13 protein-coding genes are annotated in these 17,202 nt (G+C 38.9%); 3 read left to right on the top strand and 10 right to left on the bottom strand.

All coding sequences use genetic code 11. The features are described from left to right. Positions 1-31 precede the first annotated feature (31 nt). The 5 genes from EHW67_RS05625 to EHW67_RS05605 form a co-directional block, all read right to left on the bottom strand. Positions 32-661, bottom strand: a complete 630-nt coding sequence (locus tag EHW67_RS05625; RefSeq protein ID WP_126161378.1) for a hypothetical protein — start codon at positions 659-661, stop codon at positions 32-34. 19 nt (positions 662-680) lie between these two features. Continuing rightward, the gene (locus tag EHW67_RS05620) at positions 681-1,385 is read right to left on the bottom strand and encodes a hypothetical protein (protein ID WP_126161377.1); all 705 of its coding nucleotides are present in this window, start codon (positions 1,383-1,385) and stop codon (positions 681-683) included. A 206-nt stretch (positions 1,386-1,591) separates the two neighbouring features. Next, on the bottom strand, positions 1,592-4,861 hold the full coding sequence (locus EHW67_RS05615) for a fibronectin type III domain-containing protein (protein ID WP_126161376.1): 3,270 nt from the start codon (positions 4,859-4,861) through the stop codon (positions 1,592-1,594). 56 nt (positions 4,862-4,917) lie between these two features. Then, complete coding sequence (locus tag EHW67_RS05610) at positions 4,918-7,356, bottom strand: TonB-dependent receptor (RefSeq protein WP_126161375.1); 2,439 nt, start codon at positions 7,354-7,356, stop codon at positions 4,918-4,920. Positions 7,357-7,917: 561 nt separating this feature from the next. Beyond that, complete coding sequence (locus tag EHW67_RS05605; protein ID WP_126161374.1) at positions 7,918-8,121, bottom strand: hypothetical protein; 204 nt, start codon at positions 8,119-8,121, stop codon at positions 7,918-7,920. Between the two features lie 325 nt (positions 8,122-8,446). Between EHW67_RS05605 and EHW67_RS05600 the strand changes: the two genes are divergently transcribed. From EHW67_RS05600 to recJ, 3 genes are read left to right on the top strand one after another with little or no spacing between them, the layout of a single operon-like run. Continuing rightward, entirely contained in the window at positions 8,447-8,869 is a 423-nt protein-coding gene (locus tag EHW67_RS05600) for an OsmC family protein (protein WP_126161373.1), read from the top strand. A gap of 22 nt (positions 8,870-8,891) precedes the next feature. Next, entirely contained in the window at positions 8,892-10,802 is a 1,911-nt protein-coding gene (locus EHW67_RS05595; RefSeq protein ID WP_126161372.1) for a peptide-N-glycosidase F-related protein, read from the top strand. Between the two features lie 5 nt (positions 10,803-10,807). Next, positions 10,808-12,505, top strand: a complete 1,698-nt coding sequence (gene recJ / locus EHW67_RS05590) for a single-stranded-DNA-specific exonuclease RecJ (RefSeq protein ID WP_126161371.1) — start codon at positions 10,808-10,810, stop codon at positions 12,503-12,505. Positions 12,506-12,686: 181 nt separating this feature from the next. Here the strand turns inward: recJ and EHW67_RS05585 are convergent, their stop codons facing one another. The 5 genes from EHW67_RS05585 to EHW67_RS05565 form a co-directional block, all read right to left on the bottom strand. Beyond that, a complete protein-coding gene (locus EHW67_RS05585) occupies positions 12,687-13,457 on the bottom strand; it encodes a UDP-2,3-diacylglucosamine diphosphatase (RefSeq protein WP_126161702.1) in 771 nt (256 codons plus the stop codon). A gap of 19 nt (positions 13,458-13,476) precedes the next feature. Further along, on the bottom strand, positions 13,477-13,926 hold the full coding sequence (locus tag EHW67_RS05580) for a 6-pyruvoyl trahydropterin synthase family protein (protein ID WP_126161370.1): 450 nt from the start codon (positions 13,924-13,926) through the stop codon (positions 13,477-13,479). 40 nt (positions 13,927-13,966) lie between these two features. Beyond that, on the bottom strand, positions 13,967-15,175 hold the full coding sequence (locus tag EHW67_RS05575) for a CehA/McbA family metallohydrolase domain-containing protein (RefSeq protein WP_126161369.1): 1,209 nt from the start codon (positions 15,173-15,175) through the stop codon (positions 13,967-13,969). 692 nt (positions 15,176-15,867) lie between these two features. Beyond that, positions 15,868-16,344: a DUF4199 domain-containing protein gene (locus tag EHW67_RS05570; RefSeq protein WP_126161368.1), complete on the bottom strand. Its 477-nt coding sequence runs from the start codon at positions 16,342-16,344 to the stop codon at positions 15,868-15,870. Positions 16,345-16,349: 5 nt separating this feature from the next. Next, the gene (locus tag EHW67_RS05565) at positions 16,350-17,117 is read right to left on the bottom strand and encodes an enoyl-CoA hydratase/isomerase family protein (RefSeq protein ID WP_126161367.1); all 768 of its coding nucleotides are present in this window, start codon (positions 17,115-17,117) and stop codon (positions 16,350-16,352) included. Positions 17,118-17,202: the final 85 nt, after the last annotated feature.

Below are 17,202 nucleotides of genomic sequence, written 5' to 3'. Positions count from 1 at the left end.
GGGGAACTACTACTGCGATAACCTATGCCCTTTATTTATGATCATATTTTTGCAGAACTGCTGTATTGTTAGTTACTACTTCTGCTAGTTTTTTTATGTTTAAAGCTCCCTCTTCGTCTTTTACTTCTAGTTTCATTTTATTTATATCAGGGTATTCGGGATCGTTCCAACGGTTATAGAATTGAAATAGCACCTCTACACTTGCTCCCAATAGAATCTGCTCTAAAAGGCTTATCTCGCTATTTGCAATGTTGAGCTCTCTCCAACTACCGCCAGTTTTAACAGCTTTAAAAATGTTTTTTTCCGATACTGTGTTGTTGGAACCTGTACTGTATTTAATCAAGCAAACACGATCTGCATTCATGTCTACCAGCAACCTGGAATCCATAATAATTTTGAAGTTTATAGAATCCCTTTTATTGGACAAAAGCTCCTTAACATATTGGTCAGTAAGTAAACCTTCAGGAATTGATGAACTTAATTTTCTAGTTATTAATGAATCCTCTTCACTTGCGTTTACCCTATAGTCATATAGATTGGTATAGCCGTATGATTTGCTAAATCTCATTTTTCCTTTATTTCCATTAAATGTTTCGTAGTCTAACTGAGAGAACAATGAGTGTGATATAAAAAAGAGGGCTACTATAATCTTAATTTTCATATGTGGTGTTTTAGGAGTTTTACCAAGTTCTTGGGTCTTTATATAGTTCTATTTTTGTTTCATCTTTTTCTGGGGAATACCAGCTTCTAAATTCATCTTCAAGTAAGGATAAATCCAAGACACCCTCTCGGGTAACTCGTTCAGCTAAAGCCTTTATATTAGGATCATCTGAATTTAGCAATACAATTCCCTCTAGCACTTCTGGTTTCATTCTCATTACAACTATAGAGAGGGTAGACAAGGAATGGTGAGAAGTTTTTTGCCATCTGCCATCCACAAATTGCATTACCGCAACACCTGATAGTACTTCCATCTCTTGAAAGTGGGTAAAGAATTTTATTATAGCAGTGGACACCCCTCCTACATCAAATGTTAGTTTATGGGCCAATTCAAAGTAGTTATTGGCCTTATCCATGGCCTTTACTTTGTCAAAATGGCTTTGTTTCTTTTTTGATACCTTTTCTGCACCGCCCAGAGTATTATAGTCTACCCAATCTTGATTTGTAGCTGAAATAATGGACTCTAATAGCTGTTCGGGATACTCATTGGTGATTTCGGCTCTACTTTTATAAATGGCATATGCATTGGTACCCTCCGGATATTGAAAAAAAGATATTTCTGATTCCTCTGGGTAGCTTAGAATCAGATTTGCATTTTCTTCTTGTGCATTCCCTAGTGTGTGTATTAATAATGCAACTATAAAAAACATTCTATTTTCAATCATTTTTTTAAATTATATCATTGATAACTATTGGACTTACAATTATTTACAGTAATATGGTCAATCAAATTCAATTAGTTAATAATGGAAACATTTAGTTTTCGTTCCCTGTTCATTGATTGCCAGAAAACAGAAAGATGTATATTTTACTATGGGTAGGTGGATATACAACCCTATGAATTCTCTAAAAACTTAAGTTATTATGTTAGTTAAAATTGCTTTTCAATTTTGCCCAATTCAATTTTATCGGATATACTAATTGTACTTTTCCAATCAATCAATTCATATTCTAGTGTCCCCTTAGTCTCTATTTTAACCTTACCACCTAAGACAACTGGAGGTATATAAAGTTCACCTTCTAATTTTTTGGAGAGAAATCCATACTTTATTTTACCCGCTAAACAACCCATAGCAAAACCCCGAACATCGAAGTCTACCAAATCCCTTGCCACCAATAATTTTGCCTCAACACCGGCCTCAATACAACCACTTGGACCTATTTCTAGAAATGGATTGTTATTTTCAAACTCAGTATGTTCTATATACTTAAATCTTTCAACACCGCCTTTTGCCACAATAGCCGCTTTTATTTTAACATAGAGTCCAATATCCGCGATACCCACTTCCGATAATATTTTAAGCACAGGATGGGTTATTTGTATTTTCTTTAATTCAGCTGAAATCCCTCCTTTAACGGAACCTTGTTCATATTGTTTATATAATCTAGAGTTGGGATCTTCTTCATTGTATTTTAACCCCTCGGTTTTAATAGGATCTAATTTGAATTTCATTCCTGCAATAGGAATGTATTTGCCCATTAAATCGAAGTTGTTTTCAATCTCCTTGAAAGTATCGGACAGTAAGGCATTCACATTTGGAGGCAAAAAATTATAGGTAGACCTGTTAGTATCAAACCAAACAACTTCAATGGCCTTTTCCATCGACTCAGGGTTTCCTGCTTTAGCTTTAACCCAATAGGTTTTATCTTGTTCGGTAAGGCTGATATGGATGTCTTTATCACCATAATTTTGGCCTAAATTATATTGACTATTGGGTTTCTCATAATACCAGATAATATCCTGTACAGAAATATCTCCTGTGGAAAGATTAGGACTGATGTTGACACTGAAATCTAGTTTCCGATTTGCTTTAGTGAGAGATGTTGCAGACCCCTTTAAATACAATTTCTTCCCTGTTTTAGCAATTCTTCTGGGGCTATCCTCTGGTTTGGCATAAATGTCCACTAAATTAAAATCTTCAAGTTCCCTTTTTATAGTTACTTTAATTTTTTGGTCATTATAATTTGCTACAATATCTAAGCTGTAAACTTTTTTCATATCGATCCCTAAGTTGTCATATTTAGGCTCATTTGTGACATGTTTTGAAGTGTAATCTGAACCTAGATATAATACCTGCCAATTGAGCGAATCGTCTTTTGGATAATTCTTCAACAAAAAAGCATAGTGCGAATTATCTTTGTCATATGGAACTGTTATTACGTCGTTATTGTTATAAGCTGTTCCGTTAAATTCAATTACAACTTTTTCATTGGTTGTAGTAACGGACTCGAGACTTGGGCTTGAATTCAAATTAACACCTTCATTGTCGTTATTGTTTGGCCCACTAGTTGTATTGGAGGTATTGCCGGAATCGCCACTTGTGGTATCGACATGTGCATATCTGTTATTTCCATTAGTGTCTAAGTCTGCAATATTATCACCTGTAGGGTTAATCGGTTTATCTTCAATGTCTTCCGACTCTATCCTAGGTGCATTTTCTTCATTTTCGTCATCATCACCAAAAACATTTTTAAGTATGTCATCTACACTTGCTCCTAAATCCGCGACAGCATCATAAACGTCAGTAACCGTATCCACCACCTCATCCACATCCAGAATACTCGCTAAGTTGGGATCATACACAGTATTCACGGCACCCTCGGACATATGCTTATCGGTATTGATCGATACATTCGTGAATTCTACCCCAACCTTAATACTGTTCAAATAGGGAATAGTGACATAGCCTTTGCCGGTAAATCTGCCGTTGCTGCCACTAACCTCTAAAACATTAATAGGGAAATCCCCTGCTATAAAACTTTCTCCAGTACTTAATTTGGGAAGTGGTTCTTTATTGGTGAGGCTAAAATTAGGCGTAATTCCACATTGATAAACACTGGTTTCATTATCGGCTAAAAAGGTGGTGAATTGTTGGACCGTGCTCCATTCGCTGCCTGTAACCACACATTTTTTCTTCAATTGGTATTCATAGGTGGTACCGGGCTTCAAATCCCATAGTGTAGTTTGGTTGGTAGTGGTTCTATTCAAAAACCATTCATTCCCTCCACCTTGGTTCGATTTCTGTCTATAGCGAATAGTATACTCTGGAATATCAGTAGTAAAATCATCCCAGAAAATGTTGGTATTGCTGCTACCTTTTACCTTATGGCTTATACCTATGGGCAAATCACAGGATCCAGCAAAGCTGAAGTAGAATATCTCACTATAGCCCTGATTTTTAAATAGTCCAATTTCTTCTGCACCTTGTTTGGCTTTTGCTTGTATCCGCCAGGCATAGTTTTTGCCAGATAGTAATAGAGGGTCGGATGGACCATATACATAGGTGGTGGCGGTTGTAGAAGTCTGAAAAACAGGAGGGGAACTTAAAAATGCGGCTTGCGGGTCTATTTGGTTATCCCAAATTTCTACCATGCTTAGCTCATATTCCACATTACTAACGTTAATACTCCTAGGTGTCCATTGAAATATTATATTCTGCGGATTATTTTCGGCAATGAATGTTCTGTTCCTAGGGGATATTAAAAAAGGTGGTTCGTTCTGAAAGATTACACTAACGGCACAGCTTTTTTGGGAAAGGCGATTGCCGGTAAGGACATCATACACCTCATAACAAAACTGATAGGCTCCTTCGGGAATAACTTGTCCATAAACAGTAGGCGAAATACCCGTAATATTTTCAAAGCGAAAATATGGCGCCAGTTCTTCGTTGGTCAATACCAAGGGGACACCGCCTTCTAAAAATAAGGGCCTTGAGCCAATTATTACATCATTGCTCTGGAATGAAATTCCATTTCCTTGAAAATAGGCCTTTAACCGAATTTCACGATTATTGATTTCTAAATCGTTCAGTATAATTTGAAGCCGTAAGGGACCGTTTGCGGTACTGGCATTGGCATATTGCGAAAAGAATATAGGTGGTGGTGGGCTAACTTGGGGGATTACTTGTACAGGAAAGGATTGCGCTGTAGCAACTAAGCAATTGACTGCTAGCAGAATCCAAAGGAATACGATCTCCAATCGTTTAGGCCCAATAGACTTTTTACTTAAGGATTGAAGATTATCAGCATTAATCGAAAGAATTTGATTTTGACGTAATATACCCGCACGCAACCCTTTAAAGGGAATCCCCCCTTTATAAATGGTAAAAATTAAGACATGCAATCGTAACAGTTTCGCCATACAATAATAGTATCCGGTTGGATATTAGAATTATAGGCCTTTAGGGGGGTAGGGCCTTAGTTTTTATTTATATACTTCAATTTAAAATCATCTGGGCTTACGTTTCCTAAGGATTTCTTATAATAAAAATCAATAATCTTATTTTCTATATAGTCTTTCAATTCACTGAGATCTTTAGTTTGATCAAAAATTTCAAAGGATTTTATGGATGCCCACTGTTTGAATTCCTTTAGAAATCCTTCTGGTTTTTGAACAACATCAATTGACTTGAATTCTATAAATATCCTTTGCATCCAGCGGTGGCCTACTAATTTTTGCAGTCGCTCTTCCCGTTCTGCTAAAAGCGTATTAAAAGCAGACCTTTCTTCTTCAGTAGCCTCAATTTCCTCGTCCTTTTTGTTCAACGGGTGTGCGTCAACTTTTACTTTGGAATCTACGAAGCTATTTTCCAAAGTCAAGTCGATATTATGCATGTCCAATTTAATTTTTTGTATAACGCTAAATAGGGCATTATTAAACGTTGCCAAGAAATCTTCAAAAGAGTAAAGTTCTTTTAAAAAAATAATAGCATTTTCTTTATAAGGCTGCTCTTGTTTTTGATCTTTCACCAAAGCCAGCAAAAGTGTTAGTTCATTATTTTTAAAAAGAGGAATATTGTCAAATTGTGTGCTTTGAAATACGTTAGATAATTGTCGATTCAGTTCTGGAATTGTACCACTATAGGTTACATTTCTATATCGGAAGCTCAGGGTGTTTGTGCTTATTCCCAGGGGGTTTGTATTTGCTCTTTGTGTGCGGCCTTCAAGCTCCAAATTTAGATTGAAGTTATCAAAGGTATAATTGTATCCAACAGTAATTGTGAGGTCGCGCCCTGTATTTAATGAAGAATTCCGAAAAAGCGCTAAAAAGTTTAGACTAAGGTTATGTTTTTCAAACAAGGCATAATTACTGCTCAATCTAAAATTATATATATTATTTTGTTGCTGGCCATTGGCATAAGAAGTGTTGTAGGAGGTAGAAAGATTGGTGCGTAGTTGTTTGTCTATAAACTGTTTGCCAACTGCCAATGTTGGGCCTAAAGTAAGGTTATTGTCCGATTCACCTATTGTGTTGTAAGAGGTGTTAGCGGCTAGGCTAACGGTCAGGTTCTGTTTGGGATACCCAAGGGTATATCCGGCCATGCCGTTATAAAATGCATTATTACCTCCCTCTATGATTTCTCCCTCTTGTTGATTATTGGAATTTTGGTACACCAAATTGAGGTTGGCACTATGCTGTTTGTTCTCCGTCTTTTTTAGAATATAATTTATACCGAGATTGGCATTTTGCGATATCTGTCTATAATTCAGGGTGTCTATATTGTCGAATTTCCCAACTTGGTTGATATAATCGAATTGGTCCCGAATGTTGGTATAGGTTTGAAAATTGGAGTATCCTGCATTGATGCCCAAACGTTCCGACGCCGTATAATTAAGATTGATGGCACTGACAATACGCTGTTGGTCCGATTTCTTGGCATTGTCCAAATTGTCTTGTTGAAGGCCAGCATTTATACTGAGGTTTACTTTGTTGTTAAGGAGGGTCTGACTTGCATTAAGCGTAATGTTCTCCAGATCATTGTTAAAGTAATAGGCACCCAGTGTCTTATATTCCGGATCTATACGTTCATAACCAGCGCCCACAGTGCCCTTACCCGCAGGATAAGAGAAAGAAGCGCTCAATGCTTTGTAATAATTGGTACTAATATTCTCATTTAGCATAAAAGAAAGTATACCGTTGGATGCCGGGGCAACAGTTAGCCTTGCATCTTCAGTCACTCCTGAAATGGCATACTCAATTCTGATTTGGGCTTTGTCCAATAATCGGATTTCCGATTCGAACGAAAGTACGGCATTGTCTTTTGGAGTAAGTCCCAGTTCTATAGGGAAAGGGTTTTCCAAGGAATTTTCATCATCACTGGCCTTAAAAAGGATAATCCCTACTTTCATAAAATCTAAATCATAGGCCGTTTTTATTCCGTAACCTATGCGTTTATACGCTGTAAGTGCTCTTGGTTCCTCGGTGTTGTATTCTGTTGCTTTCAAGAAGCGGCCGTACATGGCACTGATCTTAAATTTTCCTTCAGGATTTAAGTCGAACCCAGCCCCGCTAAACTGGTGTCCGCTAAGGGTGTAAGGAGAGAAGGTCATATTGACATCCCCTATATGTGCTGTTGCCCATTTATAGGACGGGTGAAGACTTAGACGATTAAATTTAAAGGGATTTGGGAAAGCAAAATCTTGATTGGAGTAGGTGAACGATAAGGGAATGCTATATATTCCGCCAATATTAAAATTGAGACTTCCGCTTAAGAAGTAGGTGAAACTTTGCCTGTTGGCGGTGCCGTCGTAGAGAACAGCACTAGTTGAAATTCCGCCATTATAGCGCAGCAATTTTTCTTTGCCCAATTGGTCAAAGTTGATACTCTGGGAAAAACCAAACGTACAGCACATCATAAAAGGGCATATAAGTTTGAACAATGGCGTGTTCTTTATGTTTTATAAAGTAGTTATTTTTTTTCATTTAACATAATTTTTTCGTCGAACTAACTGATATTAAGTGTAATACTCTAACATTTTAAGTATAAGATTATTCTTGTTATAGCTAAATTTAGGACCAAAATGAACAGCAAGAATAGGTGTTTTCCACACATTTTTGTAGTATTTTTTATAACGTCGGGAGGTATAAGCATACCATTGATAGCTAGCTTTATCATCACGCGACTATCATAATCAGACAGGTGTCAGTGATATGCTTTCTATTTTATGGTTGCTATTAATAATAGTATCTTTCTACTTCCATAGAACAGGTGCGTAGTAAAATTTTAGATTATAGGGAAGTAAAAATTCTAAAGAAAATTACCAATAGCCCACCTTCCCATAAACATTCATACTAGACTGCTTGAAAGGGCACTAGAATATCATACAGGGTACATTGTATCGCACAAGGTATTTATTGATTGGTAAGCAGCCTATGGTTTTATTAAGGCCGTGTAATATTGCGATATTTTAAACGTATTATTGTTCAAGTTCCTTAATGCGTGTATTTAGTTCCTTATTGATGACTTCAAGGAATTGAATTCTGCTTTGGAGCATTTCAATTTCATTCATTACTTTCAACATTTCAGTTTCAAGTTTCCGGATTCGGCCTTCTTTGCTGGGATTTATATTGCATCCCATAAAGAAGAAAGAAAAGGCAGTAATTAGAAGTGCTTTTTTCATAACAGTGGGTTTTATTCGTTCTAATATCGTCAATTATTGTCATATGTAGAATGCCAAGCTATGTATAGCAGGCTCCTCCTTATCAGTTTGGCCATCAGACAATAAGTAGAAAAGTCCTTTTTAAGGCTAAGTGCCGTTACCGCCTTTCAAGAATACATACAGTCTGGCACAAGATAAACATAGGACTACAAGCCTATAGTTACTTCATAAAACAACCTTGGCAAGCAGTCCCCAAATCCAAATAGAAATCTATAGGAAATTCAAGCCTCAAGATTTCTTAATTATGCGTATTTTTGACCTATTCAACTCACAAAAAATTATCCTCATGACAAATCAAATAACTACTAAATGGCTTGGAAACATGGCCTTTGAAAGCAATAATCCTTCCGGGCACAACCTAACTATTGACATAGCCCCTGAAGATGGTGGCGATGGAACAGGATACAGGCCAAAAGCACTTATGTTGTCCAGTTTAGCCGGATGCTCCGGTCTGGATGTAGCTTCCCTTATCAAGAAAATGAAATTGGATGTCGAGGATTTTAAGATAGAAACCATAGCCAATCTTACCGATGAACATCCAAAATACTATGACAAAGTATCCATAGAATACCATTTTACGGGAAAAAATTTGGATGAAAAAAAGTTACAACGTGCAGTAGATTTATCTGTAGAAAAATATTGCGGTGTAATGGAAATGTTTAGAAAGTTCGCCACCTTGGAGATCAAGACCTTTTTCAACAATAAATAATATAAAATCCCTCTTTCTTCCAATGATCAAAAGAGCATATTTTCTTTTTATCGGTCTAATTATGACCTATTCGGGCCTAAGGGCACAATTAACCGAAAATATTATTTCCCATAATCAAGAAACCATTGTTACCGACCCATCCAAAGGAGCCAATAGCTATAAGCGCTGGACCGTTTTTCCTTCTAAGGACAAGGACATACGGCAAATAATCCTAAATCTTACCTTTGAGTGCCCAGACAAGATGCGGTGTGCAGATTGGGACTATGTAGACCATATTAAGGTGCGCCAAAAAAACGATTCGGTTTCCTATGAAATTGCAAGAATGCTCACCCCATATGGTGGAAGGTTCCAGGAAGATTGGAAATTTGATTGGAAGGTAGATATAACCGATTTCAGTCCTATCTTAAGGGACAGTCTGGAGGTAGACTATATCCATACAGGTTACGAGGACAATAAAACCCGAGGATGGAAGGTTACCGTAGATTTTGAGATAACCTATGGAAAACCAGTGGTGGAACCTCTTGCCATACATAAGATATACGATGGGAATTTTAATTATGGCGATAAAAAAGATCCTATAGAAAAGCATTTAAAGCCTATAACCATAAAACCCCATGCCCAATCTACCTTAGGGAAAGTAAAAATACATCAAACCGGACATGGTATGGATGCCAATGGCTGTGGGGAATTTTGCGACAAATACCGTGAAATATGGCATAACAACAAAATAATAGATGCCAAGCAATTGTGGATGGAGTGTGGGGACAACCCATTGTATCCACAGGCGGGAACATGGATTTTTGATAGGGCAAATTGGTGCCCAGGTTATTTATTACAGCCCGATGAGGTGAGTTTTGATATAGAACAGGGCGAGCCGTTTCTCATTGATGTAAACATGGAACCATATGAAACCGAAAAGCCCAGTGCCAAGGAACTCTTGGTTGCCTATGTCATGGAATATGGAGAAATATACTCGGACAACGACGTTAGCCTAGTAGACATCATATCCCCTTCCAAAGAAAAAATCCATAGCCGTAAAAATCAATCAGGGGCCCTAGCGGTTATAAGGATCAAAAATAACGGTAGCGACAATTTAAGGTCTTTGACCATAAATTATTATTTGGAGGGCAACAAAGCGAAACAGTTTAAATGGAAAGGAAACATCCCATTTGGGGAGACCGCCTTAATAACCCTGCCCGAGGAGATATATAGCGAAAAGGATTCCGCCACCTTTTTCGTAGAATTGAAAAGGCCCAATGGCAAAAAGGATGGCTTTAAGGCAGACAATATCGAATCTACAACCTATACAAAGCCCGATACCCTGCCACAAGACGTTGTTATTTACTTTAAAACCAATAATAAGCCCCGTCAAAATTCATATAATATAATCAATACCCAAGGGACGGTAGTATTTAAGCGCGATAGTCTGGAACTTAAGCCCAATACCACTTATTTGGACTCTCTGCAGCTGCCAATGGGAAGCTATACTTTTAAGGTGGATGACAAGGCTGGTGACGGACTGGAGTTTTGGTATAAGGCAAAGGACGGACGAGGGGATGTAAAATTATTGGATACCCTGGGAAAGGCCATTAAACATTTTAATTCGGATTTTGGTAGCCATATTATCTATAACTTTAGGGTGATGCCCAATGTAGCCTATCATTTGGACAATGAACCATCTATTACCATGTTTCCATCCAGGACCAAAGGCCCAATTACCCTAGATTACTTTGCCAATGAGCCAAAAGATATAACCGTAATTATTGCTCAACAGGAAGACGAGACAAAAATAGTGGAATCCCATACCTATAAGGCTTTTACCAAGGGCGCATTTACCTATGACCTCGGCTATTTGCCCAAGATGCGATACTATTTAAAAGTTATCATAGACGGCAAGGAAGTATTTAAGAATAGAATTAGGCTAAAGGAATAATTGCCATGCGCTGGACCCTAAAACCAAAACCCGAACAACAGGAAATTGATGCCTTGGCAAAGGCACTACAGGTTGAGGATCTGGTGGCCCAACTGTTATTACAACGCGGTATTGGCAATTACGAGGAGGCCAAAAGGTTTTTTAGGCCCCAGCTGTCCCATTTGCACGACCCCTATCTTATGAAAGACATGGATAAGGCCGTAAACAGGATAGAAAAAGCCATTGCCAATGAGGAAAATATTTTGGTCTATGGAGACTATGATGTGGATGGCACCACAGCCGTTGCCTTAATGTCCTCTTATTTACAGCAGTATTATTCCAATGTTGCCACCTATATCCCGGATCGTTACAAGGAAGGCTATGGGGTATCCTACCAAGGAATAGACTTTGCCGAAGATAATGGCTTTAGCCTGATTATTGCCTTGGATTGTGGCGTAAAAGCAATAGACAAGGTTGAATATGCCAAGAAAAAGGGAATCGACTTTATCATATGTGACCACCATAGGCCTGGCGGTACACTCCCTGATGCCGTGGCCATTCTGGATCCAAAAAGGGCGGATTGCAACTATCCTTATGATGAACTTTGTGGTTGTGGGGTAGGTTTTAAACTTATACAGGCCCTAGGCACCAAAAAAGGAGAGACGGTAGAGGACCTTATTCCTTATTTGGATTTGGTAGCTACAGCGATAGGGGCCGATATTGTACCCATTACCGGAGAAAATAGGGTGCTTGCCTATTGGGGGTTACAGCTAATAAACGAAAATCCCAGAGCCGGATTTAAGGCCATCATTGACCAGATAAATAAAAAGGTGCTCACCATTACCGATGTGGTATTTATTATTGCTCCCAGGATCAATGCCGCTGGGCGTATGGAACACGGTCAGCACGCGGTTAACCTTCTAAGGGAAACCGATACGGAGCGGGCTTTGTTTTTTGCTTCGGAAATAGAACAGTTCAATACCGATAGAAAGAACCTGGATCAGCTAATTGCCAATGAGGCCTTGTTACAGATTCAAGAAAATAAGGAGGAGAACGGCTTTACCTCGGTGGTCTATAAGGAAACATGGCACAAGGGGGTTATAGGAATTGTGGCATCACGCCTTATAGAAACCTATTACAGACCAACCTTGGTCTTTACCAAGAGTGGCGACAAATTGGCGGCCTCTGCACGCTCTGTAAAAGGCTTTGACGTCTATGAGGCCCTAGAAAGCTGTTCGGAGACCATAGAGCAGTTTGGAGGGCATATGTACGCAGCCGGCCTCACTTTGCTGGAAGAAAACTACGAAGCCTTCAAATCCAAGTTTGAAGAAGTGGTGGCCAAAACCATCGACCCCAAATTGCTATCCCCAGAAATTATGATCGACGCCCTTATTGGCTTGGATGACATTAGCCCTAAGTTAATGCGGATCATTAAACAGTTTGCCCCTTTTGGACCCGGAAATTCCACTCCCGTTTTTATGGCAGAAAATATGAGGGATACCGGATATGCCAAAGTGGTTGGGCAGGATGGAAAACACCTAAAATGTAAATTTTTCGACAAAAATTCCGGTAACAACCGGACTGCCATAGATGCCATTGGATTTAATTTGGGCAACAAATTGTCCACATTGCAGAATAATACCATAAGTGCCGCTTTTACTTTGGATGAAAACGAATGGCAGGGCAAAATAAGCCTACAATTGAAATTAAAGGACATAAAATAGAACCTTGGTTATTAATTTTATATAATTAATAACTAAAAAGCATCAATAAAACCTGTTATAAAAGGGATTTTCTATTTAATTCCGATCTCTGAATTTGTTTTTTTGCGACAAAAAGCTGCTATAATTTTAGCAATTTATGCACGAGCGCCAATAAACTTCTTTAAATAGAAAAAAAGCCAATTTATTTGGAATTGGGAAGGTCGAATTTTTTTAGGGTCATAGTAGATCCGTTAAATTCCCCATAGGTAAAATAAGTAATCCAGTCTCCCAGATTAACATAGGTAGATTGTTGGTTTAAGGAAATTTCCAAAGGAAGGTGTCTATGTCCAAAAACAAAATAATCATAGTGTTGTTGTTCCAATTTCCGCTTGCAGTACTGTACCAGCCATTCATTGTCCTCCCCAAGAAACTTGGTGTCTTCCACACCAGAAATCATCTTGTTCTTTACAGAGAGGTATTGGGCCAATTTTACTCCCAAATCAGGGTGGAGCCAGTTGTAGAGCCATTTGGAGACCGGATTGGTAAACACCTTCTTCATCCGTTTATAGCCTTTGTCCCCGGGTCCCAAGCCATCGCCGTGTCCTATTAGAAATGTAGCCTGGTTTAGTTGAAATAGCTGTGGTTTGTGAAACACGGGTATGTTTAACTCCTCTTCAAAATAACCGTTCATCCACAGGTCATGGTTGCCCACAAAATAATAAACCGGAATACCTGAATCTGTAATTTCCGCCAACTTTCCCAAGGTTCGGGTAAAACCTTTGGGTACCACGGTCTTATATTCAAACCAGAAATCAAATAAATCTCCCAAAAGAAATATGGCCGCGGCATCCTGTTTTACGGTATCCAGCCAAGCCACAAATTTTTTTTCACGGGGAAAGCTTAATTCCTTTGTGGGGGCCCCTAAATGGTTATCACTAGAAAAATAGACCTTTTTGCCTTTTGGCACCTCAATCGTTCTCATCCCAGGTCTTTTAGTTATCAGCAGCATACCATTCGGCAAAGGAAGTATCGGTTTCCTGTAACCTTAAGGAATGTAACGCTATATTGTGGGGCAAACGGGCCTTTATCCTGGCGGCAAAGTCGATCACCATATTTTCACTGGTAGGCTGGTAATCGGCCAAAATCACACTATGGCCCCGATCCATTAATTCCTTGGCCAAATCCACATGTGGGGTATTCTTGTTAAAAACCGTGGCATGGTCAAATTGATCTACAATCTCTTCCATGACTATTTTTTTTAGGTCCCCAAAGTCTATTACCATTCCCAGTTTAACATGTGAGGTATCGGTAATAGGCCTGCCGATCACCGTAACCGAAAGCTTATAACTGTGGCCGTGTACATTTCTGCACTTGCCATCATAACCGTACAATGCATGTCCCGTCTCAAAATTAAACTGTTTGGTAATCCTTATGTTGCCCATAATATGTATTTGGACAGCAAAGGTAATTTATTCTTGGAAATTAATCGTTAAGCAGCGGCTGTGTCCAAGCGGTTTCATATATTATATTTTCAATGGGATTCTGCTGTAATTTTGTTGAGGTAATTTTACTCCTTACAAAGAGTATATCATCGGTTACATTAAAGGTAGCTGAACTGCCTTGAACCGACTTCAATTCCTTTACCTCACTTTCTCCTTTTAGGCAACCCAAAAAACTTATTGTATAGTCCACATTACTTTCCGATGCTACTTCTACCGATAATTGCTGCCCGTCATAATCCAGCGAATTTAGTGTTACTCCTGTACTGGAGTAAAAATTCCCTTTTTCCATCGCCCCTATCAAGGAGGCTGCAGATAAGGTGTCTGCTTGTACCATTACCCAGCCCCTGCCAGAGTTGCTCCATTTACTGCCCATTTTATGGTAACTATGGGAATCATCTGTTGCCAGTCCATACATAATGGGCTTTTTGGCTGCTACATAGGAAATATTGATCTGGTCCCACATTTCTTCTGTGGATATATGAGTTGAATCTCCCATGTTATGTACCATTGGATGGCCGTTGTATACCTCAAAAAAGCGCTCTCCCTTCAAGGATATCATATCCTCAAGGCTTATGCTGTAGTAAAAGTTGGGGTGATTAATATGTGGCATAATAGGCACTCCCGTCTCCTGGCGTTGTTTCAGTACGGCGTTGATATTATTTTGCATAACATCGGACACACTATTACCCCCTTGTGGATCTATTTTGTTTTGAATATTGGTGGCATTCATATGAATGTGTTTATCTTCATACCTATCAGTGATTTCTTCAGAATGAATAACCAGGAATTCACCCGCCTTTTCAAATAGATCCCTATACTCTGCATAGGTCTTAAGCTTCACATGTATTTTCCCGGAATCCAATTTATAATCTACCCATTCGTCCCCATATGTATCCAAGTAATCCTTAAAGCTCTTTTGGTAAATTGAATCTTCACGGACCTGTATCCATTTTTCATCCATGGATATTGTGTTGTGGTCAGATAAGGCAATGAATTGATAGTCATTGGAGCTGTACCAATCCAAGATGGTCTCTGGGAACTCGTCCCCGTCACTCCAAAACGAATGGGTATGCAAATTGCCCTTATACCACTTTTTCTTTTGGGGGGTATCCGTATTCTTCTTTACATCCCCGCAGCTTCCCAGCACCAGAGCCAGAGGCAACAAAATTGATGATAATAAATATTTCATATTGTTAGTTTGGTTGATTAGATCCCTAAAAGTTAATGAAAAAGAAGCAGATAGAGCGTAGTAGCCCTAAAATGGCCATAAAACATCACCTTAAGTTAATCCCCGGCCATCCCACATAATACAGGCTTAACACCTTGGCATTACCTGTATTACGTACTAATTTATTGGTAAAAATAAAAACCAAAACGACAGCAGAATTCAATGGGAAATTACCGTTTAAAGAGGATAGACCAACTGCTGATATCCGCTCCGCATACAGTAACGCTATAAGTTTTTGCCTATAAAGAAACGGTCAAGAAGTCCCATTACCTCGTTTGCCCGAAGGTGGCATATTATAAAAAAAATTTGAATCGCAACATAGGGTACCTTAGTATTATATGCACTAGCTTCTTTGTGCTAGACATGAATGCAAAGCAATAAAACAATCACTATTGTCCCAGGAAGTATTAGTAATCGTGGAAGGTTAAAAAAACGCGTGAAGCATAATCAGGCTTTTTAAGGTATCCTGTGCCTCTGCAGATCAACAGCAAAATAAGCCCTTACCTTTTGTATTTTCTATTATTTCTAAGTCGGTTAACGAAATATACCACTACCAAAACAAGCGCAAGAATTGGAAAAACAAAGTTTCCGTTTAAAAAAGATAAAATATCCATAATAAAAATTTAAAAATGTAGAACGATTAAAAGCGTAGCTTATTGTTTTTTTACAAAAATTGCCACAATGGCAGAAGTTACGATCCCCATGGTGAGCGCCCCAAAAACACTCTGTAGGATATAGCTGTTTAAGCTAAAATAATTTTCAGCGGCCTCCTGGCTCATTTTGCCGGACTCTATTACATAGGCAATGATGTTGGCAAAATAATCCGGGCTGATCATTGTATGGGTTATGTATTGAGCAAACGGACTTAAAAGGGCTACAATTACACTAAGTATGATACCACTTACAAACCCCTGCTTCCAGGTCATTTTTCCGTTGTACTCCTGCTTTCTCTTATCCAGCAAAGCTAAAACGTATACCGTAATGGCAATAAGAGCAAAGAAATTGGTATAGATGGCGTGCTTGCCAATAAGCGTATCATGCCATCCCAAAGACTTTTCTAGGACCATCCAAAGAAGGGTAGCGGCCGTGAAGATAATGCCCCACTTAATTTCAATCCGAAATTTACTCATAATTGTTATTTTTTAAAGCTGTTAAGTACCTTTTTTGTTTCTTCCGAAAGTGCCAAACGCCCAGATATTTCAGCTCTGTTCGCTAACAATGTATCCCAATTACCGGTACCTTCCCATAATACTTTCTTCCACTCCTCCAAGGCCTCGGGATTATACCCGGCCAGCTTTTCCGCAAAAATCCCCAGCTCCCTATCCAGCTCATCCATACCTACAAAGACCTTGGAAAACAATCCTTTTTCTTGGGCCCAATAGGCATTTTTCCATTCGTTGGGAGATAGTGAGAGCTCCGATAAGGCGGCGACACCAATCTTTCGTTTTACTGCCGGGGCTATTACAAAGGGAGCAATACCAATGGAAAGTTCCGACAATCGTATTGCGGCAGCTTCGGCAGCAAAAACATAATCACAGGCAGCAATAACACCCACACCTCCACCAACAGCCTTGCCTTGCACCCTGCCTATAATGAGCTTTTTACAATTTCTCATGGCATTGATCAGATGGGCAAAACCATTGAAAAAAACCTTCCCCTCTGTTATATTGTCAACGGCCAACAGCTCATCAAAAGAAGCTCCGGCGCAAAAGGCCCTGTTCCCTTCAGATTTAAGTACGATCAGGTGCACAGCATCATTTTCCGATAATTCGTTTAAAGTCTTGCCCAGCCTTTTTAATAAATCCGCAACAAAAGAATTACTGGCCGGATGCCCAAATTCTACTGTGGCAACCTTATTGACGATACTGGTATATAAACTTCCATTGGATCGGGTAGTGCCCATAAGTGATTTTTAAGTCTTGTTCGTATCCTACTTACTATACTAAGTTCTATATAATTTGCATAGACATTGGCCGGCTACAAATTGC

The sequence above is a fragment of the Arenibacter aquaticus genome, assembly GCF_003957295.1.
GTDB classification, from domain to species: Bacteria; Bacteroidota; Bacteroidia; order Flavobacteriales; family Flavobacteriaceae; genus Arenibacter; species Arenibacter aquaticus.
Note: the sequence above shows the minus strand (reverse complement) of the source record. Positions and strands in the feature narration are given on the sequence as shown.